This is a genomic window from Variovorax sp. 278MFTsu5.1, assembly GCF_048305045.1.
GTDB lineage: Bacteria > Pseudomonadota > Gammaproteobacteria > Burkholderiales > Burkholderiaceae_C > Variovorax > Variovorax guangxiensis.
This window is the reverse complement of record NZ_CP157622.1, coordinates 2079427-2102227: the sequence shown is the minus strand read 5'-3', so window position 1 is coordinate 2102227 and position 22801 is coordinate 2079427. Positions and strand designations below refer to the sequence as shown.

20 protein-coding genes are annotated in these 22801 nt (G+C 66.0%); 7 read left to right on the top strand and 13 right to left on the bottom strand.

Annotated elements, in window-relative coordinates:
* Positions 1 to 28: 28 nt before the first annotated feature.
* Positions 29 to 364: a hypothetical protein gene (locus ABL844_RS09420; RefSeq protein ID WP_369658997.1), complete on the top strand. Its 336-nt coding sequence runs from the start codon at positions 29 to 31 to the stop codon at positions 362 to 364.
* Here ABL844_RS09420 and ABL844_RS09415 read toward each other — a convergent pair.
* The gene (locus ABL844_RS09415; protein ID WP_418131078.1) at positions 273 to 3131 is read right to left on the bottom strand and encodes an ATP-binding protein; all 2859 of its coding nucleotides are present in this window, start codon (positions 3129 to 3131) and stop codon (positions 273 to 275) included. The genes ABL844_RS09420 and ABL844_RS09415 overlap by 92 nt on opposite strands.
* A 242-nt stretch (positions 3132 to 3373) precedes the next feature.
* Here ABL844_RS09415 and ABL844_RS09410 point away from each other — a divergent pair, with 242 nt between their 5' ends.
* From ABL844_RS09410 to ABL844_RS09390, 5 genes are all read left to right on the top strand, one after another.
* Positions 3374 to 4861, top strand: coding sequence for a catalase (locus ABL844_RS09410; protein WP_418131077.1), 1488 nt, complete (start codon positions 3374 to 3376; stop codon positions 4859 to 4861).
* A 203-nt stretch (positions 4862 to 5064) separates the two neighbouring features.
* Positions 5065 to 5982, top strand: coding sequence for an MBL fold metallo-hydrolase (locus ABL844_RS09405; protein ID WP_418131076.1), 918 nt, complete (start codon positions 5065 to 5067; stop codon positions 5980 to 5982).
* Between the two features lie 635 nt (positions 5983 to 6617).
* Positions 6618 to 6839 carry a helix-turn-helix domain-containing protein gene (locus ABL844_RS09400; protein ID WP_418131075.1) on the top strand — a complete coding sequence of 74 codons (222 nt, stop codon included), beginning with the start codon at positions 6618 to 6620 and terminating at the stop codon, positions 6837 to 6839.
* Positions 6840 to 6959: 120 nt separating this feature from the next.
* The gene (gene xth / locus ABL844_RS09395; protein ID WP_184635879.1) at positions 6960 to 7745 is read left to right on the top strand and encodes an exodeoxyribonuclease III; all 786 of its coding nucleotides are present in this window, start codon (positions 6960 to 6962) and stop codon (positions 7743 to 7745) included.
* 3 nt (positions 7746 to 7748) lie between these two features.
* Positions 7749 to 8264 (top strand): hypothetical protein, encoded by a 516-nt coding sequence (locus tag ABL844_RS09390; protein WP_418131074.1) that lies wholly within the window; start codon positions 7749 to 7751, stop codon positions 8262 to 8264.
* Positions 8265 to 8307: 43 nt separating this feature from the next.
* Here ABL844_RS09390 and ntrC read toward each other — a convergent pair whose 3' ends face one another.
* The 12 genes from ntrC to ABL844_RS09330 all read right to left on the bottom strand — a co-directional run bounded on the left by ntrC (position 8308) and on the right by ABL844_RS09330 (position 22080).
* Entirely contained in the window at positions 8308 to 9861 is a 1554-nt protein-coding gene (gene ntrC / locus ABL844_RS09385; protein WP_418131073.1) for a nitrogen regulation protein NR(I), read from the bottom strand.
* A gap of 27 nt (positions 9862 to 9888) precedes the next feature.
* The gene (gene glnL / locus ABL844_RS09380; RefSeq protein ID WP_126024536.1) at positions 9889 to 10968 is read right to left on the bottom strand and encodes a nitrogen regulation protein NR(II); all 1080 of its coding nucleotides are present in this window, start codon (positions 10966 to 10968) and stop codon (positions 9889 to 9891) included.
* A 6-nt stretch (positions 10969 to 10974) separates the two neighbouring features.
* A complete protein-coding gene (locus ABL844_RS09375) occupies positions 10975 to 11490 on the bottom strand; it encodes a hypothetical protein (protein WP_184635873.1) in 516 nt (171 codons plus the stop codon).
* Between the two features lie 164 nt (positions 11491 to 11654).
* Complete coding sequence (glnA, locus tag ABL844_RS09370; protein ID WP_126024534.1) at positions 11655 to 13070, bottom strand: type I glutamate--ammonia ligase; 1416 nt, start codon at positions 13068 to 13070, stop codon at positions 11655 to 11657.
* A 146-nt stretch (positions 13071 to 13216) separates the two neighbouring features.
* Positions 13217 to 14017, bottom strand: a complete 801-nt coding sequence (locus ABL844_RS09365; RefSeq protein ID WP_418131072.1) for a competence/damage-inducible protein A — start codon at positions 14015 to 14017, stop codon at positions 13217 to 13219.
* Positions 14014 to 14901 carry an EI24 domain-containing protein gene (locus ABL844_RS09360; protein WP_126024532.1) on the bottom strand — a complete coding sequence of 296 codons (888 nt, stop codon included), beginning with the start codon at positions 14899 to 14901 and terminating at the stop codon, positions 14014 to 14016. Before ABL844_RS09360 ends, ABL844_RS09365 begins: the two co-directional genes overlap by 4 nt.
* Positions 14902 to 14951: 50 nt before the next feature.
* A complete protein-coding gene (locus ABL844_RS09355; RefSeq protein ID WP_418119671.1) occupies positions 14952 to 15926 on the bottom strand; it encodes a sterol desaturase family protein in 975 nt (324 codons plus the stop codon).
* Positions 15927 to 15953: 27 nt separating this feature from the next.
* Entirely contained in the window at positions 15954 to 16775 is an 822-nt protein-coding gene (locus tag ABL844_RS09350; RefSeq protein ID WP_418125136.1) for a polysaccharide deacetylase family protein, read from the bottom strand.
* Complete coding sequence (locus ABL844_RS09345; RefSeq protein ID WP_126024529.1) at positions 16759 to 17763, bottom strand: YncE family protein; 1005 nt, start codon at positions 17761 to 17763, stop codon at positions 16759 to 16761. Before ABL844_RS09345 ends, ABL844_RS09350 begins: the two co-directional genes overlap by 17 nt.
* Positions 17764 to 17875: 112 nt before the next feature.
* Complete coding sequence (locus tag ABL844_RS09340) at positions 17876 to 18625, bottom strand: pseudouridine synthase (RefSeq protein WP_126024528.1); 750 nt, start codon at positions 18623 to 18625, stop codon at positions 17876 to 17878.
* A 60-nt stretch (positions 18626 to 18685) separates the two neighbouring features.
* Complete coding sequence (gene ggt / locus ABL844_RS09335) at positions 18686 to 20422, bottom strand: gamma-glutamyltransferase (protein WP_126024527.1); 1737 nt, start codon at positions 20420 to 20422, stop codon at positions 18686 to 18688.
* A 62-nt stretch (positions 20423 to 20484) separates the two neighbouring features.
* On the bottom strand, positions 20485 to 22080 hold the full coding sequence (locus ABL844_RS09330) for a methyltransferase regulatory domain-containing protein (RefSeq protein WP_418131071.1): 1596 nt from the start codon (positions 22078 to 22080) through the stop codon (positions 20485 to 20487).
* A 374-nt stretch (positions 22081 to 22454) separates the two neighbouring features.
* On the opposite strand from ABL844_RS09330, the gene ABL844_RS09325 reads away from it, so the two are divergent.
* Entirely contained in the window at positions 22455 to 22730 is a 276-nt protein-coding gene (locus tag ABL844_RS09325; protein WP_184635858.1) for a hypothetical protein, read from the top strand.
* The last annotated feature ends 71 nt before the right edge of the window (positions 22731 to 22801 follow it).

The window sequence follows — 22801 nt, the reverse complement described above, 5'->3', positions numbered from 1 at the left end:
TCCGCAACATCGATCACGGGGTGAGCACATGCATCCATCGATCCTCGAGCAGGAAGCCCGCCAGGACGGCGGCGGTGTCGTCTCCGAACATCGTTCGTTCGGATTCCGGCCGGCCTTCCGCAACACGGAAACGGGTCGTGTCTACGCCGCGCGCTTTGCCGATGGGCGGCTCGCGCCGGTCCACACGATCGACGGCCTGCCCGACGAGGTGGTCGTCGCGCGGTCGGTCACCGGCAAGGCGCTGTCGTTGAAGACGTCGGTGCAGTCCGGGTTCACCCGGAACGGCCGCTTCTACGACCACGACCAGGCTGCGGCCTATCTGGCGCGTCGCCTGGCCGACTCGGGCTTTCGGGCATGGGCATAGGGCGACCGTCCGTACCGTCGCGCCCTCGCTCTGCCTGCTGCTCGGGGTTCAGGCCGGCCCGCATGCTGGCCAGGCTGCGCGCGGCGCGCAATTCCCAGCCCTTCGCGCCCTGCTGCCTGGCCGTCTCGATGGCGCGCAGGTAGAAGCCCTCGGCTTCGTCCGTCATGCCACGGCGCTCGCTGCGCCAGCCCGCGGCGCGCCAGACCTCCGCGGCGCACCACAGTCCTTCGCCTTGCGCGAGCCGCTCGATCAACTGGTCGTCGAACCAATCGGGGCAGAACGTCACGAGCATTTCCCTGCGCGGTGCGTCATAGGTGGCGAACCGTGCAGACACTTCCTGCACGAGCGGATGCCGATCGCCGGCCGTCGCGAGTTGCAGTCCCTGCTGGAACCATTCGGCGTACCGGAGCCAGCCCAGCAACCCGCGGCGCTGCGCCTCCTCCATCATCAATGCGACCCAGCGGCGAGCCAGCTCCGTCTCGCCAGACCAAAGCGCGACAGGACAGGCGCCGTACAGCGCGGAGCACACCGAGAGGGAATTGGCCAGCGACTCGGCCCTGGAAACGGCGGCTTGGGCAACCTCGAGCGCGTTGGCCGTATCGCCTCGCACCCACAATGTGCGGCACAGCACCGCCATCGCCGCCACGCTCGCATCCGGTCCGAGCATGTTGGCATGCGTGCGCCCGGCGCCGGCGGAGATGGCGATCGACGCCTCGCTGTGCTGTCGGGACACATCGAACCTGCCGCAGAAATGATTGGCCATCGCGCTCACGCGGTGGGAAAGGATGAGCGCCGCCGGATCCTCCCCCGACTGGGCAAGCGCGAGAACAGGCTGCGAGTGCCGCAGAGCCGCGGCGTACTCCCCGCGAAACATGTCGTGCGTGCAGCGGCCCCAGCGTGCGCGCAGCTCCAGCACCGGCATCTTGAGCGCCAGCGCACCCGCCAGCGCCTGATCACAGACGGCATTCAGGTCGTCGTTCGAGCCCCGGGTGTTCAGCAGTGCCGTGATCAAGGCGGTTCTCAACCAGGTAGCACTCTCCAGATCGGGCTCGGGTTGCTGCTCCACCAGCGTGAGCGCCGCAGCGACCCTGTCGCGGTATTCGGCCACCTGCGAGAGGTGGAACCACAGGGGCATCGACGCGATGACCAGCGCCGCGCCCAAGCCGGCGTCGGGCTGCCGCACCAGGCAGACCTCCAACGCGAAGCGAACGTCGTCGAGGCTGTACGCGTAGCGCTCGCCCCAGGCCTGCTCGGCCAGTTGCGCCAGTTCCGCCGTGGCGGTCTTCATCACGTCGAGCATGTACGACGCATGACGCCGAAGCATGGCCGCGTGCTCGTCGCTGCCCTCGAGCAGTGCGCTCGCGTAGCTGCGCGTGGTGTCCAGCAGGCGATAGGGCGAGACGCTGTCGCTGGTGTCGAAGAAGATCAGCGACTTGTTGGTCAGCGAGATCAGCGCGTCGAACGCGACATCGCCATCCATGTCGGCATTGACGCCGAGTGCGGCGGCCACGTCGAAGCGCCCCCGGAACACCGACAGCCGGCGGAAGAACCGCAGTTCCGTCTCGTCAAGCAGCGCGATGCTCCAGTCGAGCGCGGCGGCCAGCGTGCGGTGGCGCGCCGAGACGGCCCGATTGGCGATGGCATACAGCCGCATGTGATCGTCCAGCGTGCGCGCCAGATCGCCGACCGACTGCACTCCAAGGCGGGCAGCCACCAGTTCGATGGCCAGCGGGATGCCATCGACCTGCCGCGAGATCCGGGCCAGCAGAGGGGCATGCGCTTCATTGAACATGCCTGCGCCCGCGGCCTTGGCGCGCTCGACCAGCAGCCGGACCGACGCCCACTTCAAGGCCTTGGCGAGAGGCACGGCTTCCGCATCAGGAACCGCCAGCGGCGGCAGTCGCACGACGTACTCGGCCGTCACGCGGATCGACTCGCGGCTGGTCGCCAGGATGCGCAGTTCTGGCAAGGCGATCAGCAGCTCGTTGATCAGTGGCGCGAGCACGTCGATGACGTGCTCGCAGTTGTCGATCAGCAAGAGCACCTTCTGTCCGGCGAGGCACTGGACGATGGCCTGCAAGGTGTCGGGCATGTCGGCGGCGGCCCCCACCGACCGCGCCAGAGTGCCTGGCACGTGGTCCTGCGAAATCAATGACGAAAGATCGGCAAACGCCGTCGGCGCAGCGCGCTGCAGCTGATAACGCTCCGCAGCATGGATCGCGACGCTGGTTTTTCCGATGCCTCCCGTGCCGACGATGGTGACCAATCGGTTGGCCTCGAGCGCTGAGAGGATGCTCTGCACATCGGCTTCACGACCGACCAGTTCGGTCAACCGGGCCGGCGGCTTGGCAAAAGAAGAAGGAGCCGGGAAAGGCGGCGGCGCTTCGACGGCATCGAGAGGCTCGCGACGCACCCTGGCGTTGAATCGATAGCCCCGCTGGGGCACGTTGGAGATCCACTCCTCGCACCCATCCCCTTCGCCCGGCCGCCCCAGCGACTTTCGAAGCATCGACATGTGAACGCGCACGCTGGACTCCTCGACCACCACGCCCGCCCAGACCGCCGAGAGCAGCTCATCCTTGCCAATGAATTCGCCGGGCCGCTTGATGAGCTGAAGCAGCAGGTCGAAAGCACGGGGGCCGAGCCGCACCGCTTCACCCGAGCGCTCGAGCCGGCGCTGCCTTTCCTTGAGGATGAAGGGGCCGAAACGCCAGCGAACCTCCGCCAGATCAGTCCGTTCGGGCGACTCAGCGGCGCGTTCTTGCATGGGTGGTTCGCGGTGCGACGGAGGGATTCGAGCGGCTCATCTGCTGCCTTCATGTTAGACGAAAACATTCACTGGACGAACTGTCCTGGAGATGCAGGGCGAGTGCCCTCCGCCTAGCTCATCAGAGGTTTAGACGCACCCTCCCATCGTGTGCAGCGACCTCTACCCAACGGCAGATGCAGGCATGCGCGGAAGATTCTTAGAGTGGAAAGACAGTGAACACCAACGACAAGAGTCTTTCCATGAAAACCCCACCCGAGCAGTCGAACAAGACTCCTCTGACCACCGCCTTCGGCGCGCCCGTGGCCGACAACCAGAACAGCCTGTCGGCCGGACCGCGCGGCCCGCTGCTCATGCAGGATGTCTGGCTCATCGAGAAGCTCGCCAACCTGAACCGCGAGGTCATTCCCGAGCGTCGCATGCATGCCAAAGGCTCGGGCGCATTCGGCACCTTCACCGTCACGCACGACATCACCCGGTACACCCGAGCCAAGCTCTTCGGCGCCGTCGGCAAGAAAACAGAGATGTTCGCGCGCTTCACCACCGTGGCCGGCGAACGCGGCGCGGCCGATGCCGAACGCGACATCCGCGGCTTCGCGCTCAAGTTCTATACCGAGGAAGGCAACTGGGACCTGGTGGGCAACAACACGCCCGTGTTCTTTCTGCGCGATCCACGCAAGTTTCCCGACCTCAACAAGGCCGTGAAGCGCGACCCGCGCACGAACATGCGCAGCGCCACCAACAACTGGGACTTCTGGACGCTGCTGCCCGAAGCACTGCATCAGGTCACCATCGTGATGAGCGACCGCGGCATTCCGGCGAGCTACCGCCACATGCACGGCTTCGGCTCGCACACCTACAGCTTCGTCAACGCGCGCGACGAGCGTTTCTGGGTCAAGTTCCACTTCAAGACGCAGCAGGGCATCAGGAACCTCACCGATGCCGAGGCCGCGAGCCTCGTGGGTGCGGACCGCGAGAGCCACCAGCGCGATCTTTTCGATGCGATCGCACGCGGGGACTTCCCCCGATGGACGCTGTACATCCAGGTCATGCCCGAGGCCGATGCCGAGAGCGTGCCGTACCACCCCTTCGACCTCACCAAGGTCTGGCCGAAGAAGGATTACCCCCTAGTGGAGGTGGGCGTCATGGAGCTCAACCGCAATCCCGGGAACTTCTTCGCCGACGTGGAGCAAAGCGCCTTCGCGCCCAACAACCTCGTCCCGGGCATCGGGGTGTCCCCTGACAAGATGCTGCAGGCGCGCCTGTTTGCCTATTCCGACGCGCAGCGCTACCGGCTGGGCGTGAACCACCACCAGATCCCGGTGAACGCCGCGCGATGCCCCGTGCACAGCAATCATCGGGACGGCGCGATACGCGTCGACGGCAACTACGCCGGCCTGCCCCACTACGAGCCCAACAGCTTCGGCCAGTGGCAGGAACAGCCCGGCTATCGCGAGCCTCCCCTCAGGCTGCGCGGCGATGCCGACTTCTGGAACTTTCGCGAAGACGACGCCGACTACTTCAAGCAGCCCGGTGACCTGTTCCGTCTGATGACGCCTTCGCAGCAACTGGTCCTGTTCGAGAACACCGCAAGGGCCATGGGTGATGCACCGGAGTTCATCAAGCGCAGGCACGTCGGCAACTGCGCCAGAGCGGATGCGGCCTACGGCGCGGGCGTTGCGAACGCGCTGGGACTGGCTACGCGTTCGGCGCAAGAATCCGCAACCTGAGGATGACATGTTTGGTGCGTTTCAGTCACCACCGTGTGCCCTTGTGCATGCCTACCGCCTCGGTCCTGTCCTGCCTACTCTTGGCGACATGCGGCCTCGTGTCGTGATCCGCGCCCGACAACCCCACTGTTGAACGGCACCTCCTGCCAGCCCCGGGCTGGCTCGGCTCGAGTGATCGAGCTACCTCTTTTGGAGATTCCGCCATGTTTTCCCTAGATGAAACCCAGCAATCGGGTACCAAGAAGTTCGAAGAGCTTGTGCCGTCCCGCTATGCCTTGAAGGTCGGCGAAATCGATGCACTGGTGGTCAGCGACGGCGTGCTGCCGCTGCCTACTTCGACGATGGCCACCAATGCAGCCCCCGCCGATCTTGCAAATTGGCTCAGCGACATGTTCATGCCACCCGACAAGTACGACTGGCCGCTCAACGTGATGGTGGCCCGTAGCGGCGACCAGACCATCCTCATCGACGCCGGCCTAGGCGGTCAGTTCTCGGGTTTCCCGCGTGCCGGTCAGTTCCCCCAGCGACTCGAAGCCGCCGGCATCGCGCTCGAGTCCGTCACCGATGTGATCCTGACTCACATGCACATGGACCACGTGGGCGGGCTGCTGGTTCCGGGCGTCAAGGAGCGCCTGCGCCCGGACGTGCGCATTCATGTCTCCGCGGCCGAGGTCAAGTTCTGGACCTCGCCCGACTTCACTCGCACCGTCATGCCGAACCCGGTGCCCGAGGTGCTGCGGTCGACTGCCAAGAGCTTCTACGAGGAATACCGCGACAAGCTGCAGACCTTCGAGGACACGCGTGAAGTTGCGCCGGGTGTCATCGTTCGCCACACCGGCGGCCACACTCCTGGGCACAGCGTGGTCGACCTGGTGTCAGGCGGTGAACGGCTGACTTTCGCCGGCGACGCCATGTTTCCGGTCGGATTCGACCACCCCGAATGGCAAAACGGTTTCGAGCACGACCCCGAGGAGGCTGCTCGCGTCCGTATGCGCCTTTTCCGGGAACTGGCGCAAACCGGCGGGCTGCTGGTTGCCGCCCACCTGCCGTTCCCCTCGCTGGGCCACGTCGCGGTCGATGGCGAGGCGTTTCGCTGGGTACCGATCATCTGGGACTATTGATCGCGCGGCAGCAGCGCATTTCAAAGCCGCTGTCGACCTGCGCGATGCCGCGCTTGGCACTTAAACACGCGTGCCACTTTCGAAGCGAGGTTTCTGCAATTTGATTCGGTTGAGCACGGTTGCTCCGCACAAGCGAATGGGAGATCCCTTTTCATAGGGAATTGCAGCTTCGACCGAGGCCTAGAACCCGTCGAGTGGCAGTCAGGACCACCGACGGGGTTGATGTGCTCTCTCTATTCGCGAGGTGCTGCCTGGCCGTGCGCTTCGGCGTGCTCCTTGAGGCGCTCCCACAGCTTCGGATGGGCCTTGAATCCGACACCATGGCGCAGCACGTTGCGGACCGTTAGAACGGCCAAACGCTGGGTCTTGGCATCGGCCGGACTAGCGATGTCGATCCAGCTACGGCCAAGACTTGGCGGCGATTCGAGGCGAACTTCGTTGGTGAGTCAGCGAACGCAGACGTATCGCCCAGAACCCGCGCACGAAGCTTCGCTCGGCACGCGCGCGACAAGTCCGATGCCAGCGCGCAATCCGGAATGACTCCGTCGGCTCGGGTCATGAAGTCGAACTGACGCTGGATAAGACCGCGACCGGTTTTGGACGTCAAAGCGTGCGGGTCGGAGAGCTCCACGCGCTTGAGCTCATCTGCGCGGAGGACGAACTCGAAGCGCAACAGGCTCTGCGCCTTCGACGTCAACCGCGTCGCGCAGATGCTCGACGTGTCGCGCTCGACGGTCTACCGGCTGATCCGCGACAAGCACCTCACCCTGGTCAAGGTTGGGAAACGCGGCAGCCGCGTCACCGCAGAGAGTGTTTCCGAATTTCTCAAGGCGCGCGAGCCGGCCGATGGTGGGTAGGATGGCAGGGTCCTGCGCTTCGGCAACGCCTTGAATTGCGGGTAGCCAGCCGGGTAGTCAGCCCTCGAATTCTCAAGATCAACGCCATAAGTTATTGATCTGAAAAGACTTTTTTCCCACATGAAAATAGCCACCTGGAACGTCAACTCCCTCACCGCGCGCCTGCAGCACGTGCTCGACTGGCTCATCGCCAACCCTGTCGACGTGCTGTGCCTGCAAGAGCTGAAGATGACGGACGACAAATTCCCGCTCGACGTGCTCAAGTCGGCCGGCTACGAGGCCGCGGTGTTCGGCCAGAAGACCTACAACGGCGTTGCCATCCTCAGCCTCGCGCCGGTGGGCGACGTGGTGAAGAACATCACCGGCTTCAGCGACGACCAGTCGCGCGTGATCGCGGCCACGGTGGAGACAGCGTCGGGTCCGCTGCGCGTGGTCAACGGTTACTTCGTCAACGGCCAGGCGCCAGGTACGGACAAGTTCGAATACAAGATGAAGTGGCTCGACGCGCTGCGCGACGCGCTGCGGCAGGAACTGGCGGCCAACCCGAACCTCGTGCTGCTGGGCGACTTCAACATCACGCCCGAAGACCGCGACAGCTTCGACCCGGTAGGCCTGAAGGAAACCATCCACCACACGACCGAAGAACGCAACCACTTCAAGGCGCTGCTCGATCTCGGCCTGAAGGACAGCTTCCGCATGTTCGAGCAGCCCGAGAAGAGCTACTCGTGGTGGGACTACCGCATGCTGGGCTACCAGAAGAACCGCGGCCTGCGCATCGACCACATCCTTGTGAGCGAGCCGCTGGTGCCGCGTGTGAAGGGCTGCATCATCGACCGCGTGCCGCGCAAGTGGGAAAAACCGAGCGACCATGCCCCGGTGGTGCTCGACCTGGACCTGGGGGCCTAGGCCATGGCCGCGCGCAAACTGGCGGTGGCCGCCGTCGCGCTGATGCTCTCGGCCTGTTCGCTGCTGAAGCCGGCCGACAAGGCGGAGGAAGGCGACAACAAGGGCGCCCCGCCCTCTTCCACCGGCGAGACCACGACCGACGGCCGCGAGGTGCCGACCGTGCGGCTCATCACCGCGCAGACGCCCGCGGTGCGCGCCTACCGCAAGATCGGCGCGCGACACATCTACAACAAGTACGCGAGCCGCATCTACAAGGGCAAGCTGCCGCCGCTGGTGTATGCGGTGGTGGTGGTCGAGACCGACATCGACGCGACGGGCAAGGTGGTGAACGTCACCTTCAGCCGAACGCCGAGCCATGCGCCGGAGGTGGCGCCGATGATCGCGGAGATGATCAAGGCCGCCTCTCCCCTGCCCAACCCGGGCAAGCTCGGCGGCCACACCTACGTGGACACCTGGCTCTGGGACCGCAGCGACAAGTTCCAGATCGATTCGCTGACGCAGGGGCAGCGCAGCCGCTGAAAGCGAAGCGGAAGAAGGAAAAAAGGCCCTGAAGGGGCCTTTTTCATTCGATGCCGAGTTCCTGGATCTTCCGGGTGATGGTGTTGCGCCCGATGCCCAGTTTCTGCGCGGCCTCGATGCGGCGGCCGCGCGTGTTGGCCAGCGCGGTGAGGATCAGCCTCGACTCGAATCGGCGCGAAAGCACGTCCCACACGTCGGTGCGGCCGGCAGCCAGCAGGGCCTGCGCCTCGGCTTCCAGGCCGCCTTCCCAGCTGCTGGTGGTGCTCGCTGCTGGAGCATGAGTCTCGGCGTGTTCGGAGACGGCATGCGCGGAGGACACCGCCTCGCCGCCGGCCACCGGCAGTGAGGGCACAGGCTGTGCCGCCACGGGCGTCGATGCGACGAACGGCGCGTCGGCCACGGCATGCGCTTCGGCACCAGTGCCGCCCGCCATCATCACTTCGGGCGGCAGGTCCTTCGCCTCGATCAGCTGGGCCGGTGCCATCACCGTCAGCCAGTGGCAGATGTTCTCCAGCTGGCGCACGTTGCCCGGGAAATTGAATGCCGCGAGCTTCGCCAATGCAGCATCAGAGATGCGCTTGGGCTCCACGCCGAGCTGGCGCGCGCTCACCTGCAGGAAGTGGCGCGTGAGCGCGGGCACGTCCTCGCCGCGTTCGCGCAACGCCGGCAGGCGCAGGCGGATCACGTTGAGGCGGTGGAACAAGTCTTCGCGGAAGCCGCCGAGCTTGACGCGCTGCTCCAGGTCCTGGTGGGTCGCCGCGATGACGCGCACGTTGGCCTTCACCGAGTTGTGGCCGCCCACGCGATAGAAATGGCCGTCGCTCAGCACGCGCAGCAGGCGCGTCTGCAGGTCGAAGGGCATGTCGCCGATTTCGTCGAGGAAGAGCGTGCCGCCCTCGGCCTGCTCGAAGCGGCCGCGGCGCATGGTCTGCGCGCCGGTGAAGGCGCCGCGCTCGTGGCCGAAGAGTTCGCTCTCCAAGAGGTCCTTGGGGATCGCGGCGGTGTTGATGGCCACGAAGGGGCCGTTGGCGCGCGGCGAGTGCTTGTGCAGCGCACGCGCCACCAGCTCCTTGCCCGAGCCCGACTCGCCGGTGATGAGCACCGTGACGTTGCTCTGCGAAAGACGCCCGATGGCGCGGAACACGTCCTGCATGGCGGGCGCCTGGCCGAGCATCTCTGGCGCGGCGACCATGCGCTCCTCGGCCACTTCCTCGCGCTGGCTTTCGTCGACCGCGCGGCGGATGAGCTCGACCGCGCGCGGCAGGTCGAAGGGCTTGGGCAGGTATTCGAAGGCGCCGCCCTGGAACGCCGAGACGGCGCTGTCGAGGTCGGAGAACGCCGTCATGATGATGACGGGCAGGCCCGGGTGCAGGGCCTTGATCTTGTCGAGCAGGTCGAGCCCGGAACCGCCGGGCATGCGGATGTCGCTCACCAGGACCTGGGGCGCGAGCTGGTCATCGTCGGCGGCCTGCTCGAGTGCCGCCAGAACCTCGCGCGTGTTGGTGAAGCTGCGCGTGGGCAGGTCTTCGCGCAGCAGAGCCTTCTCGAGCACGAAGCGAATCGATTGGTCGTCATCAACTATCCAGATCGGCTTCATGCATCTCCTCTGTTGCCGGTGGCTGCGCTAGGGCAGCGGTATCAATATCTTGAAATCGGTTCGGCCCGGGACGCTGTCGCACTCGATCACGCCGTGATGCTGTTGCACAAAAGTCTGCGCGAGCGTCAATCCCAGCCCGGTCCCGCCTTCCCTGCCCGATACGAGCGGATAGAAGATGCGGTCCTTGATCGTGTCCGGCACACCCGGTCCATTGTCGATTACATGCAATTCCAGTGCCAGTCGATACCACTGCTTGTTGAAGATCACCTGGCGGGCCACCCGCGTCTTGAAAGTGATCTGCGCGTCACCGGCGGCGCGGCGCTCCGCCAGCGCCTGTGCCGCGTTGTGCGCGATGTTCAGCGTGGCCTGGATGAGCTGCTCACGATCGCCGCGGAACTCGGGAATGGAAACGTCGAAATCGCGCTCGATGTGCAGGTCGCGCGGAAACTCCGCGAGGATGACCGAGCGCACCCGCTCGCAGACTTCGTGGATGTTGACGTCGCCCACCACGTGCGGGCGGCGGTGCGGCGCCAATAGCCGGTCGACCAGCGTCTGCAGCCGGTCGGCCTCGTGGATGATGACCTGGGTGTATTCGACGAGGTCGCGCGATTCGACCTCCATCTGCAGCAGCTGCGCGGCGCCGCGAATGCCGCCCAGCGGGTTCTTGATCTCGTGCGCAAGGTTGCGGATGAGCTCCTTGTTCGCCTGCGCCTGGTCGATGAGCCGCTCCTCCCGGTCCTGCCGCACCTGCTGCTCCAGCGGCGACATTTCGATGATGAGCTCGCCCTTCTTCTCGCCGTGCGCGAGCGAAACCTGCACCGGCATCAGCTCGTGGTTCACGCGGCGCAGGAAGGCTTCGTAGCGCAGCGTGGCGAAGTCGTTGCTGCTCGCGCCGTCGATGGCCGTGCGCAGCACCTGCGGCTCGTGGAAGCACGCGCCGAACTGGGAGCCTTCGAGCGTGCGGCGCGATGTGCCGAGCGCGTCCTCGAGCCCCGCGTTGGCGAACAGTACCGAGCCCTTGCTGTCGACCACCGCGATCAGCGTGGACAGCAGGTCGAAGGACTGGAAGCGCGAATTGGCGCCGGCCGCCTTCTTCCCGAACACCATGGCGTCTTACTGAGGCTGCTTGGCGGGCAGCCGGGCGATCTCGCGGCGGATGCCGGCGATGTCGCTCTCGTTGCGCGCCAGCTCGGCCTTCATCTCGGCGACGCGGTCCAGGTATTTCTGGTAATTGCGGCCTTCGCTGCCCTGCTTCTCGGGCTCGCCGTTGTTGTATTCCTTCTGCAGCTCGGCCTGCCGCGCCTCGGCCTTCTTGAGCTCGGCCTCGAGCACCGCGCGCGCCTCGCCGTCACGGGCACGCTGGTCGACGCCTTCCACGCGGGGGCTGCCGGCCGGTGAACGCGCCGCCGAAGAGCCACCGCCCGAAGAGGAAGATGCGGAACCGCCGCCAGAAGCCCTCGTGCCCTGCACCACCGTGACGTTGCCGCCTTCCATCACCTTGCAGCCCTTCTGCTGCGCGATGGTGGAGTTGTTCGTGTATTCGTTGCCGCAGCGCCAGACGCGCTCCTGCGAAAGCGCCGGCAACGCGACCAATGAACCAGCCAGGAAAATGAGGGAAGCAGTCTTCATGTGTATCGGTGGAGAGCGGCGACAAAGGCGCATTTTCGTGCAATTCGACGGCAAAAGTGACCAGATGTTCCGCCCAAAAGAAAAAGGACGGCCGAGCCGTCCTTCATGACCCATCAGGCCTGCACCTCCCGTGAGGAAGGCGCATGCAGTCTGGGGGGAACCGATTACAGGGAGTAGTACATGTCGAACTCGACCGGATGGGTCGCCATGCGGAAGCGCGTGACTTCCTGCATCTTCAGGTCGATGTACGCGTCGATGTAGGCATCGGTGAACACGCCGCCCTTGGTCAGGAACGCACGGTCCTTGTCCAGGTTTTCCAGGGCCTGGTCGAGGCTGTGGCAGACGGTCGGGATCAGCGCGTCTTCTTCCGGCGGCAGGTGGTACAGGTCCTTGCTGGCGGCTTCGCCCGGATGGATCTTGTTTTCCACGCCGTCGAGGCCTGCCATCAGCAGGGCCGCGAAACCGAGGTACGGGTTCATCAGCGGATCGGGGAAGCGCGCTTCGACACGGCGGCCCTTCGGGTTGGCCACGAACGGAATGCGGATCGATGCCGAGCGGTTCTTGGCCGAGTAGGCCAGCTTCACCGGAGCCTCGAAGCCGGGGACCAGGCGCTTGTAGCTGTTGGTGCCGGGGTTCGTGATGGCGTTCAGGGCACGGGCGTGCTTGATGATGCCGCCGATGTAGTGCAGGGCGAAGTCCGAGAGGCCTGCATAGCCGTCGCCGGCGAACAGGTTCTTGCCGTCCTTCCAGACCGACTGGTGCACGTGCATGCCGGAGCCGTTGTCGCCGACGACGGGCTTGGGCATGAAGGTGGCGGTCTTGCCGTAGGCGTGGGCCACGTTGTGGATCACGTACTTCTGCAGCTGGACCCAGTCGGCGCGCTGCACCAGCGTGCTGAACTTGGTGCCGATCTCGAGCTGGCCGGCGTTGGCCACTTCATGGTGATGCACTTCGACCGGGATGCCCAGCGATTCGAGCACCAGGCACATTTCCGAGCGCATGTCCTGGAAGCTGTCGACCGGGGGAACCGGGAAGTAGCCGCCCTTGACCGCGGGACGGTGGCCGCTGTTGCCGTGCTCGAACTCCTTGTCGGTGTTCCACGAGGCTTCTTCGGATTCGATCTTCACGAAGCAGCCCGACATGTCGTTCTTCCAGCGCACGCCGTCGAAGACGAAGAATTCGGGTTCCGGACCGAAGTAGGCGGTGTCGCCCAGGCCCGATGCCTTCATGTACGCCTCGGCGCGCTTGGCAAGCGAGCGCGGATCGCGCTCGTAGGCCTTGCCGTCGGCGGGGTCGATCACGTCGCAGGTCAGGATCATCGTCGTCTCTTCGAAGAACGGATCGATGTTGGCGGTGTTCGGGTCGGGCATGAGCTGCATGTCCGAAGCTTCGATCCCCTTCCAGCCGGCGATGGACGAGCCGTCGAACGCGTGGCCCGAGGTGAATTTGTCTTCGTCGAAAGCCGAGACCGGCACGGTCACGTGCTGCTCTTTGCCGCGGGTATCGGTGAAGCGGAAGTCGACGAACTTGACCTCGTTTTCCTTGACGAGCTTGAGTACATCGGCGACGGTCTTTGCCATCAGTTTCTCCTGAGTTGGATGGTGGTTAGGAATACAGGGACGTGGGATGCAGTTTCTGTGCCATTGTCGCCTCGCCGGATGAGGCTTCGATGGCCGCCATGGAACCCAAATGAAGGCGGAAATTCACTATTTTGGTGCATTGATTTTTATCGCACCAATTCGGGGCCGAGCTTGGCGTCAAAAGTGTGCAGGCCTTCGATGAGCTGGGCATAGGCGGCGTCGAGCCGGCCCGCGTCGCCCTTGACGCCCAGTTCGATGTGGCGGCCGTAGGTCGGGTGGTCGACGCTGGGCAGGCTGAACACCTTGACGCCGGCATGGGTGGCCTCGATGGCTTCCATGAGGGGGGTCAGCGTGGCCTCCATGGCACCGAAAACGATCACGGACTTCTCGGCGACCGCGTTGCTGGCGAACAGGCTGGCGTAGCGCCCGTCGAGCACCGATTCGATCATCGGCCAGGCCATGACGGGAAAACCCGGCACGAAATGCACGTCGCCCACGCTGAAGCCCGGGATCTTGTTGTACGGGTTGTAGATGAGCGTCGCGCCCTGAGGGAACACGCCCATGTTGAGCCGGTGCACGTTGTCGGCCCGGTCGGGCTCGTAGGGAACGCCCTGCTCGCGCGCGGTGTCCTGCATGCGCTCGCGGATCAGCAGCTCGGCCTCCGGATGCAGCGCCAGCGGCACGCCCAGCGCCCTGGCCGCGCACTGGCGGGTGTGGTCGTCGGGCGTGGCGCCGATGCCGCCGGTCGAGAAGACAACGTCGCCCGAGGCGAAGGCGCGCTGCAGCGCCGCCGTGATGCGGGCGGGCTCGTCGCCCACGTATTCGGCCCAGTCCAGCTGCAGGCCGCGGGCGGCGAGCAGCTCGATGACCTTGGACATGTGCTTGTCGGCACGCTTGCCGGAGAGGATCTCGTCGCCGACGACGATGAGACCGAATGCGCGAGTCATGGAGAACCCCATTGGGAAAGAGCGGCCTTGCTGGCTTCATCGGCCTCGATGGCGGGCGTGCCGCCGGCCGCGGATGCTTCCGCCGCCGCGCGCCGGGCGCGCAGCTGCGCGAGCGCGTCGAGGCAGTAGTGGGCGAACCAGAGCGCCGAGAAGGCGAAAACCAGTGTGTAGATCCAGATGGCGATCGGCACAAGCACGAAGAAGGCGGCGGCGAACAGCAGGCCCGACGCCCAGACGATGCTGGGCGCGGCGCCCAGGTAGCCGCACAGCACGCCGATGCACAAGAGCGGCACCCGGTGCGCTCGGATGAGCGCGGCGCGCTCCTCGGGGCTGGCATGCTCGGCCAGCGCGTCGAAGCTCATCACGCGGTAGGTGAGCCAGCCCCAGATCAGCGGCGGCAATATCAGCACCAGCGGAGGAATGAGCCACAGCGGCATCGACACCACCAGCGCGATCACCGCCAGCACGGTGGCGGCCAGCGAGCGCGCCACGCTGCCGAGGAAGGAAGCGCCCTTCTTCTGCTCCAGCCCCGGAAAACGCCGTTCGCCGACCAGCTTCGTCAACGCGGGAGCCATGAAACCGGCCACGATCAGCAGGCAGACCACCACGATCACCGGCGTGGCGGCGAACACCACGACCAGCGATGCCAGCACGGAAGTGACATCGCCGGAGAAGAGACGGCCGAGCCACGACCAGAAGCTCGACAGCAGCGGCCAGGCGTCGAGCGCGCCGCGCGTCCAGACCACGGCCGCGTCCCAGTAGAAGTAGCCCAGCGCCGCGGCCAGCACGATCATGAGCCCCAGCGGCAGCAGCGACAGCACGATCACGCGCGGCAGCATGCAATAGGCGACCGCGCGCCAGAAGGAGTCGAGGAGCAGGCGCATGAGGCAGCGAGGATAACGCCTCGGGCGCGCGGTTCAGGGCCCGGAGCCCCTCAACCGCGACCGACCATTCGCTTCAGTCCCAGCCATTGCTGGGCCCAGAAGCCGCGGCCGTAGTCGCGCACGCGGCCGTCGGCACGGGGCTCCACCTGGTCGCGGATGCCGGTCGGGTCGTAGCGGTTATCGAAGTTGGCGGTGCGAAAGAGCATGTCCCACCAAGGCAGCAGCACGCCGAAGTTGTGGCCGCCGAGGGTGGTGGGGCCGTTCGATTCGTGGCCCAGCCCGATGCTGTGGTGCAGCCGGTGGAAGCGCGGGCTGATCCACAGCCGCTCGCCGATGGCGCCGAAGCTCAGCCGCAGGTTGGCGTGCTGCAGGCTCTCGCTGAGCTGGGTGAAGGCGACGAAGGCGATGAACTGCCCCGGCGCCACGCCGATGAGCTGCGCGACGATGACGATCAGCGCGTCGTGGATGATGTCGTCGAGCAGGTGATTGCGGTCGTCGCTCCACATCGTCATCTGGCGCTGCGAGTGATGCAGCGAATGCAGCCCCCACCACCAGTTGAACTGGTGCTGGCCCCGGTGGATCCAGTAGCCCACGAAATCGAGCACCACGAGGTAGATGGCGAAGGCAACCCAGGGAATGTCGGTGACGCCCGGCCACACCTCGTCGAGGTGGAAAGTGCCCCACCCCGCCGTGCGCAGCACGCCCATGGCGTCGTCGAAGAAAGGCTGCAGCGTGAAGAACATCGCCAGCCGGAACAGCCCCAGCCGGTGGATCAGCGTGTAGAGCACGTCGATGCGGATCGCGTGGCGGTCGACCACCGGCTCCGCCGAACGCCAGCGCTGCAGCGGCCCGATGATGGCCAGCAGCACCAGGATCTGGATCACGCCCACCAGCAGCCAGCCGGTGGCGTCGAAGGCGTCCTCCGTCCAGCCGCCCAGTCCCACGGCGTAGACCAGCGGTTGCACGGCGGTTTCGAAGAACCAGCCCTGCATGGCGGAAAAGGCGTCTGTCAGCCAGTCGATCACGGTCAGGAAAACTCGTCGTTCAGTCGTTCAGGGATGGGAGGCGATCCAGGCCTTGAAGTCCGGATGCTGGCGCAACGTGCGGAAGCAGAAACCCTTGGCCTTCAGGCCGACGATCAGCGGCTCGAGGTTGGCCGGAGCCCACGGGTCCTTGCGCGACCAGATGCCCAGGTGCGCCAGCAGGATGTCGCCGGGGCGGATGGTGTCCAGCGCCTGCGTGAGCAGCTTCGCGTTGCTGAATTTCTCGCTCGGCAGCTCGTCGCCGAGAAAGCCGGCGGGCGCCCAGCCCACGTACTTGTAGCCGCAGCCTTCGGCCGCAGCCAGCAGCGCGGGCGAGGTCTTGCCACCCGGCGCGCGGTACAGCGGCAGCGGCTTCTTGCCGGTGACCGCCGCCAGCCGGTCGGAAGCCTTTTTTATGTTGGCGCAGTACTCGGCCGCGCTCCAGGTCGATTCCTTGCCGTTCTGCGGGCCGGCCGAGGGCTTGATGCGGAAGGACGGCGGCGAACCCTTCACGTCGGCGCGCCAATAGGCGTGGTCGTATGTGTGGGAGCCGAATTCGTTGCCCTCGGCCGCCCTCGCCTTCCACCACGGCGCCCAGTGGTCGTCGAGGCTGTCGCCGTCGGTCTGGGTGCGCTCGGCGGCGGCGAAGAAGGTGACGCGAACGTCCTGCCGCTTGAGCACGTCGGCCACCAGCGGCGCGATGCCCATGTGGCCGGTGTCGAAGGTCAGGTAGACGGGCTTTTCGCAGGCGGGGGGCTCCTGCGCCGCCCAGGCGCCGGGAGACGGCACCGCCGCCAGCGCGACCATGGAAGCCGCGACGGCCAGGCCGGCGCGCCTAGATGCGCCTGGCATGGTCCAGCGTCCACACGCCGTGAGGCGAACGGCCGACGTTGACCTGGCGCACGACCTTGTTGCTGGCCAGGTCGACCACGCTGAGCTTCTTGGCCCAGCGCGACGTCACGTAGAGCGTCTTGCCGTCGGCCGACACGTCCATGCAGTCGGGACCGCCGGGCACCGGGTAGGTGGCGACCACCTTCAGCGTCGCCAGGTCGATGCGGCTGATGCTGTTGGCCACGCGGTTGCTCACGAACACGCTCTTGCCGTCGCCGGCCGAGCGGAAGGCGTGGGCGCCCTTGCCGGTGGGGATCTTGCCGACCAGTTTCGGCTCGGCGCCGGCCACGTCGAACACCTGCACGCCGTCGCTGCCGGTGAGGCCCACGAGCAGCGTCTTGTCGTTGTGCACGCCGAAGATGTCGGCCGGCATGGCGCCGGTGGCGGTGCGCCACTTGATGGTCTGGGTGGGCAGGTCGACGGCGATCATCTCGTCGCTGTCCTGCATCGTCACGTAGGCGATGGTGCTGGTGTTGTCGATCCAGATGTGGCTGGGCGTCTTGCCGCTGGCGATGCGCTTGGCCAGCTTCAGGTCCTTGCCGTCCCAGCGGTACACGTCGACGTGGTTCAGCCGGTTGCCGGCCGTGACGAACCACTTCATGTCGCGCGAGAACTGCAGCTGGTACGGATCGATGATGCCGTAGACCACGCGCTGCACTTCCGCCGTGCGGGGGTTCAGGAAGGTCAGCGAGTCGCCCGCCGAATTGGCCACGATGACCGACTTCTCGTCTGGCGTCATGTAGATGTGGTGCGGCTCCTTGCCGGTGGGAATGCGCTGCTTTTCCGTCCAGTCGACGGGATTGATCACGCTCACGTTCGCGTCCAGCGAGTTGAGCACGAAGATCGGAGGGGGTTCTGGCGCTGCGGCGGCGGTATGGGCCGCGAAGGCCGTCATGCAGGCAAGCAGGAAAGCCGCGAGGCGGCCATTCGGTCGGGCTGGGAGTCGCAAGGGAATGTTCCGGGAGAGAGTTCGGAATGTTAACGGCCGGCCCTTAAGACTGGCTGACCGGGACCGTGCCCTTTTCCCCTGTTTCTCAGCGTTTTCCTCGCGTTTTTCCCTTCTATTTCAACGCCTTGGCGGGTTTGGCCGGCGCACGCAGGCCCGCCACCTCGTCGGCGGTCAGCCAACGCCACTGCCCGGGCGCGAGTTCGGCAGGCAGCGCCAGCTCGCCGATGCGCGAGCGGTGCAGCCCCTCCACCCGGTTGCCGACCGCGGCCAGCATGCGCTTGACCTGGTGGTACTTGCCCTCGGTGAGGGTGAGCCGCAGGTGCAGCGGGCCGTCGGATTCGCAGGCGGCGGCGCGTACCGGCTTCGGATCGTCGTCGAGCACCACGCCGGCCAGCAGTTTCGCAATCTGCGCCTCGTCCACCGGATGCTTGGCCGTCACCTCGTAGACCTTGGGCACGTGGTGCTTGGGCGAGCCCATCTTGTGGATGAACTGGCCGTCGTCGGTCAGAAGCAACAGGCCGGTGGTGTCCTGGTCGAGCCGGCCGATGGCCTGCACACCCTGCACCGCGCCCTTGTTGGGCCGCAGCCGCAGCGGTGACGGCAGCAGCGTGTAGATGCTCGGATAGGTCGAGGGCTTCTGCGAGCACTCGGTGCCGGCGGGCTTGTGCAGCATCAGGTAGGCCTTCTCGTGGTACTCCCACGGGGTGCCCTGGACGATGTAGTGGAGTCCTTCGGGTTCCAGGTCGGCGAACGGGTCGTCCACCACTTCGCCGCCGATGCTCACGTGGCCTTGCTGGACCAGCCCCGCGCACACGCGGCGCGTGCCGAAGCCCTGGGTGTAGAGGATGTCTTGCAGATGCATGGGAAAAGAAAAAAGCGGCCGCGCCGCCAGGGCACGACCGCCTTCGAGTTTGCCGCAGGATCAGTACCCTGCCGCCAGGCCCGTGTTGCGGCGGGGGTCGTTGGCGCCGTAGAAGCGGTTGTTGCCCACCGGCTTGCCGCCCAGCGAAGGCGCGCCGACGATGATCGCCGCCAGGTGGTTGGCCGGCTGCGGCACGCCCAGGTTGTGGCCCATGTCGGTCAGGATCTTGCGCGTGTCGGGGCTCAGCGCGTAGGTCTCGACATTGGTGACGTCGGGCAGCCACTGCTGGTGGAAGCGCGGCGCGTCCACGGCCTCCTGCACGTTCATGCCGTAGTCGATGGCGTTGATCATGGTCAGCATCACCGCAGTGATGATGCGGCTGCCGCCCGGCGTGCCGACCACCATCACCGGCTTGCCGTCCTTGGACACGATGGTCGGGCTCATGGAGCTCAGCGGGCGCTTGCCCGGCTCGATCTTGTTGGCCTCGCCCTGCACCAGGCCGTAGAGGTTGGGCACGCCCACCTTCGAGGTGAAGTCGTCCATCTCGTCGTTCAGCAGCACGCCGGTCTTGGCGGCCGTGACCTTGGCGCCGAACCAGTCGTTCAGCGTGTAGGTCACCGAGACTGCGTTGCCCCACTTGTCGGCGATCGAGTAGTGGGTGGTGTTGCTGCCTTCGTGCGGCGCGACGCCGGGCTTGATGTCCTTGGAGACGCCGGCCTTCTTCGGATCGATGACGGCACGGATCTTCTCGGCGTAGCCCTTGTCGAGCAGGCGCTCGAGCGGGTTCTTCACGAAGTCGGGGTCGCCCAGGTAGCTGTTGCGGTCCACGTAGGCGTGGCGCATGGCTTCGATCTGGTAGTGCACGGCCTGTGCCGAGTGGTAGCCCAGGTCCTTGAGCGGATAGCCCTCGAGGATGTTGAGCATCTCGCAGATGATCACGCCGCCCGAACTCGGGGGGGGCGCCGACACCACGCGGTAGCCGCGGTAATCGCACTCCACGGGAGCCATTTCGCGCGTCTTGTACTGGTCGAGGTCGGCCTGCGTGATCAGGCCCTTGCCGGCCTGGCTGGAGGCCACGATGGCATTGCCGACCCAGCCCTTGTAGAAGCCGTCGGTGCCCTTGGCGCTGATCTCGCGCAGGGTCCTGGCCAGGTCCTTCTGCACCAGCTTGTCGCCCACCTTGTAGGGCTCGCCCTTGTTCAGGAAGATGGCGGCCGTGGCCGGGTCTTCCTTGAAGTCGGCCGTGGCGGTGGCGAGCAGGTCGATGTCGCCCTGCTGCAGCGCGAAGCCCTTGTCTGCCAGCTGGATCGACGGGGCGAGCAGGTCGCCGCGCTTCATGGTGCCGTACTTCTCGCGCGCGTATTCCATACCCGAGACGCTGCCCGGCACGCCCACGGCAAGGTGGCCCTTGGTGCTCAGGCCCTTGATGACGTTGCCGTCCTTGTCGAGGTACATGTTGGCCGTGGCGGCCAGAGGTGCCTTCTCGCGGAAGTCGAGGAAGGTCTTGCGGCCGTCGGCCAGTTGCACGGTCATGAAACCGCCGCCGCCGAGGTTGCCGGCCGCGGGGTAGACCACCGCCAGCGCATAGCCCACGGCCACCGCCGCATCGACCGCGTTGCCGCCGCGCTTGAGCACGTCGACGCCGACCTTGGTGGCCAGGTGCTGGGCACTCACGACCATGCCGTTCTCGGCCGCGACGGGCGCCACAGAAGCGGCGTTCGACGCGCCGGCCGCGGCCAGCGCGAGCACCGCCGCGACGGCGCCCCTCAGCCTGGGAGTCCAGTGGATTTGTTGCATGTTGAAGTCTCCTCTAGAGCGTGTTGAAGAATCTGATGTGTGTGTCTTGCCGATCGATAAGGTCAGGCCGTCAGCAGCGCCTTGCGGCGCAATGCGTCGAGCGCGATCGCGACCTGCTGGCGCGCGAACTCCCGGACGGCCGCCGGGTCGGTCAGCGGCTTGTCGTCCTTGACGAAGCGCAGCCGGTCGCTGCGCACCTCGGCTTCGAGATGCTCTGCCAGCGCCTCGTGCGAATGGGTGCCGTCGAGCAGCGGCAGCAGGCTGCGTTCGAGCAGCGACACCGTCACGTGCTCGTGCCACTGGTTGCAGGTGCTGGCCGTGACGCTGGCGCCCGCCACCAGGGCCACCGAGCCCCGCACCGCGGAAAGCGCCTGGGGCAGGCTGGAAATCGCATCGGCCGTGAGCACCGGCGAGCGCCTGAAGCGCAAGGCGCCGAGGATCAGCAGCTCCTCGACCATGGCCATCACGGCCGGCTCGACCGCCGCTACGGGCTGCCCCACCAGCCCGGCCACTGCCCCGATGAGGGCCCCGGCGGACATCGAGGCCGGATAGCGCGTGTCGAGCAGATGCGCCACCGCCTTGTGCACCGGCAGCCGCATCGTGACCTTGAGGCCGCGCTGCGCATTGCAGGGCTGCTCGCGCGCGTCGAGCGAGAGCGCGGTGCCGTCCTCGGTCTTGAACATGCCGGCGAGTTCGAGCTGGCGGATGCGCCCGGGCTGCAGCTTGTAGCGGATGTCCCTGGCATGCGACTGCCCCACCAGCAGCGTCTGCCGGAACGTGCGGTTGACCAGGAAGTCGAGGTACTGCTCCATGAGCACCTGGCTGCCGCCGCATTCGCGCAGCAGCGGATCGCGCACCTTCTCGCCGTAGTTCTGCACGAACATCGTCGACGGCTCGGCATCGCAAAGATAGGCAAGGCCACAGGCCTCCGCGCGCGCGACGAACTCCTTGAAATAGCACGGCGCGTTGCAGGGCTCGAGGAACTCGTGCAGCAGGTAGGAGCTGTTGGCGTTGCGCACGATGGGCATCGCCTCTTCGAGCGTCTTCTTGAGCACGCTGTCGGCGCGGGCCGACTGCTCGAGGAAGTCGAGCATGCCGCGGGCATAGGAGAGCTTTTCGTCGGGAGAGTCGCGGGGGCCGCCGCGCAGGATCATCGCGTCGCGCACGATCTCGCGGGCCTTCCAGCCGGGGTACACGTTGTAGCTGACGTAGGCAACGCCGTCCGGTGCGAGGTTCTCGGCGCAGATGCGCAGGATCGCCTCCTGCACCGGGCCCGGCACCCAGCTGTAGACGCCGTGGCAGACGATGTAGTCGAACTGGCCGAACGAGGCATCGATGTCCGCGAGATTGAAAGCCCTGAGCTCGATGTTCGAGAGCCCCGCACGCGCGATGGCCGCCATGCCCTGCGCCACCTGCACGGTCGACAGGTCGACGCCGACCGCGCGCGCCTTGGGATGGCGTGCCGCGAAGGGAATCAGGTTGCCGCCGGCGGCGCAGCCGAGTTCGAGCACGCGGGCCGTTGCGGGAGGGGGAACGTCGAGACCGAAGAGAAAGGCCAGCGCTTCCAGGTGCTCCATCGCCGATTGCGGGAACGGATGCGAGTCATAGGGCACCGTGTCGTAGTAGCTGGTCAACTCGGAGGTCAGGGAATCCGGCACGGGCGTCCTTTTCGGGATCTGGGCAGGCGGGCGAGAGCGGGAGATTGCAGTGACTGCAATGTGACAGTGCCTGCCGACTATAGCCTTGCGCCCAGGCAAAAAGAAGCGCGGCTTCACGGGGCCGCACACGGGTGCCGCCTGCAAAAAAAGCCCAGCACGAGGCTGGGCTTGAAATGCCTATCTGCTTGGCAATGCATCAAGGCCCCCGCTCAGGTTGACCGGCGGGGGACGGTTTACCCGTCAAGGAGAAATCAGAAAACCGGATGGACATGCCGGACAGTCGTCGAGCCGCCAGGCCCGTTTGTGAACAGCTTGTTTTCCATGGGCATAGTTTACTGTATATTTGTACAGCCTTTTCAGCAAGGATGCACGCCATGCCCCCAACCGAAGAAACGCCCGCCCCACCCAACCATGCGCTCAAGGATGCGCTGGCCTGGATCTCGAAGTTCGCGCATGCGTGGAAGGCCATCGAGCCCTCCCCGAAGAGCCTGAGCATCGACGGCTTCATCATCTGGGGGCCCGTGCTCTACGAGAAGCACAAGGGCGAAGATCCGGTCCAGCTGGCGCGGCAGCTGTTCGGCCGCTCCGGCGAATACTTCAAGTATCTCTACCCCGAGCGCGAGCGCAGCTCCAACGATCCGCGGTCTTAGAATGCCCCGATGAATTGGCGCACACTGCTTCCGCTTGCTCTCCTGGTCCTGGCCGGCTGCTCGACCCCACC

Excerpts from the sequence above, each read along its gene's own strand:
- ABL844_RS09420 (WP_369658997.1), top strand. The coding sequence starts at position 29 with ATGCATCCATCGATCCTCGAGCAGGAAGCCCGCCAGGACGGCGGCGGT.
- ABL844_RS09415 (WP_418131078.1), bottom strand. The coding sequence starts at position 3,131 with ATGCAAGAACGCGCCGCTGAGTCGCCCGAACGGACTGATCTGGCGGAG.
- ABL844_RS09410 (WP_418131077.1), top strand. The coding sequence starts at position 3,374 with ATGAAAACCCCACCCGAGCAGTCGAACAAGACTCCTCTGACCACCGCC.
- ABL844_RS09405 (WP_418131076.1), top strand. The coding sequence starts at position 5,065 with ATGTTTTCCCTAGATGAAACCCAGCAATCGGGTACCAAGAAGTTCGAA.
- xth (WP_184635879.1), top strand. The coding sequence starts at position 6,960 with ATGAAAATAGCCACCTGGAACGTCAACTCCCTCACCGCGCGCCTGCAG.
- ABL844_RS09390 (WP_418131074.1), top strand. The coding sequence starts at position 7,749 with ATGGCCGCGCGCAAACTGGCGGTGGCCGCCGTCGCGCTGATGCTCTCG.
- ntrC (WP_418131073.1), bottom strand. The coding sequence starts at position 9,861 with ATGAAGCCGATCTGGATAGTTGATGACGACCAATCGATTCGCTTCGTG.
- glnL (WP_126024536.1), bottom strand. The coding sequence starts at position 10,968 with ATGGTGTTCGGGAAGAAGGCGGCCGGCGCCAATTCGCGCTTCCAGTCC.
- ABL844_RS09375 (WP_184635873.1), bottom strand. The coding sequence starts at position 11,490 with ATGAAGACTGCTTCCCTCATTTTCCTGGCTGGTTCATTGGTCGCGTTG.
- glnA (WP_126024534.1), bottom strand. The coding sequence starts at position 13,070 with ATGGCAAAGACCGTCGCCGATGTACTCAAGCTCGTCAAGGAAAACGAG.
- ABL844_RS09365 (WP_418131072.1), bottom strand. The coding sequence starts at position 14,017 with ATGACTCGCGCATTCGGTCTCATCGTCGTCGGCGACGAGATCCTCTCC.
- ABL844_RS09360 (WP_126024532.1), bottom strand. The coding sequence starts at position 14,901 with ATGCGCCTGCTCCTCGACTCCTTCTGGCGCGCGGTCGCCTATTGCATG.
- ABL844_RS09350 (WP_418125136.1), bottom strand. The coding sequence starts at position 16,775 with ATGCCAGGCGCATCTAGGCGCGCCGGCCTGGCCGTCGCGGCTTCCATG.
- ABL844_RS09340 (WP_126024528.1), bottom strand. The coding sequence starts at position 18,625 with ATGCATCTGCAAGACATCCTCTACACCCAGGGCTTCGGCACGCGCCGC.
- ggt (WP_126024527.1), bottom strand. The coding sequence starts at position 20,422 with ATGCAACAAATCCACTGGACTCCCAGGCTGAGGGGCGCCGTCGCGGCG.
- ABL844_RS09325 (WP_184635858.1), top strand. The coding sequence starts at position 22,455 with ATGCCCCCAACCGAAGAAACGCCCGCCCCACCCAACCATGCGCTCAAG.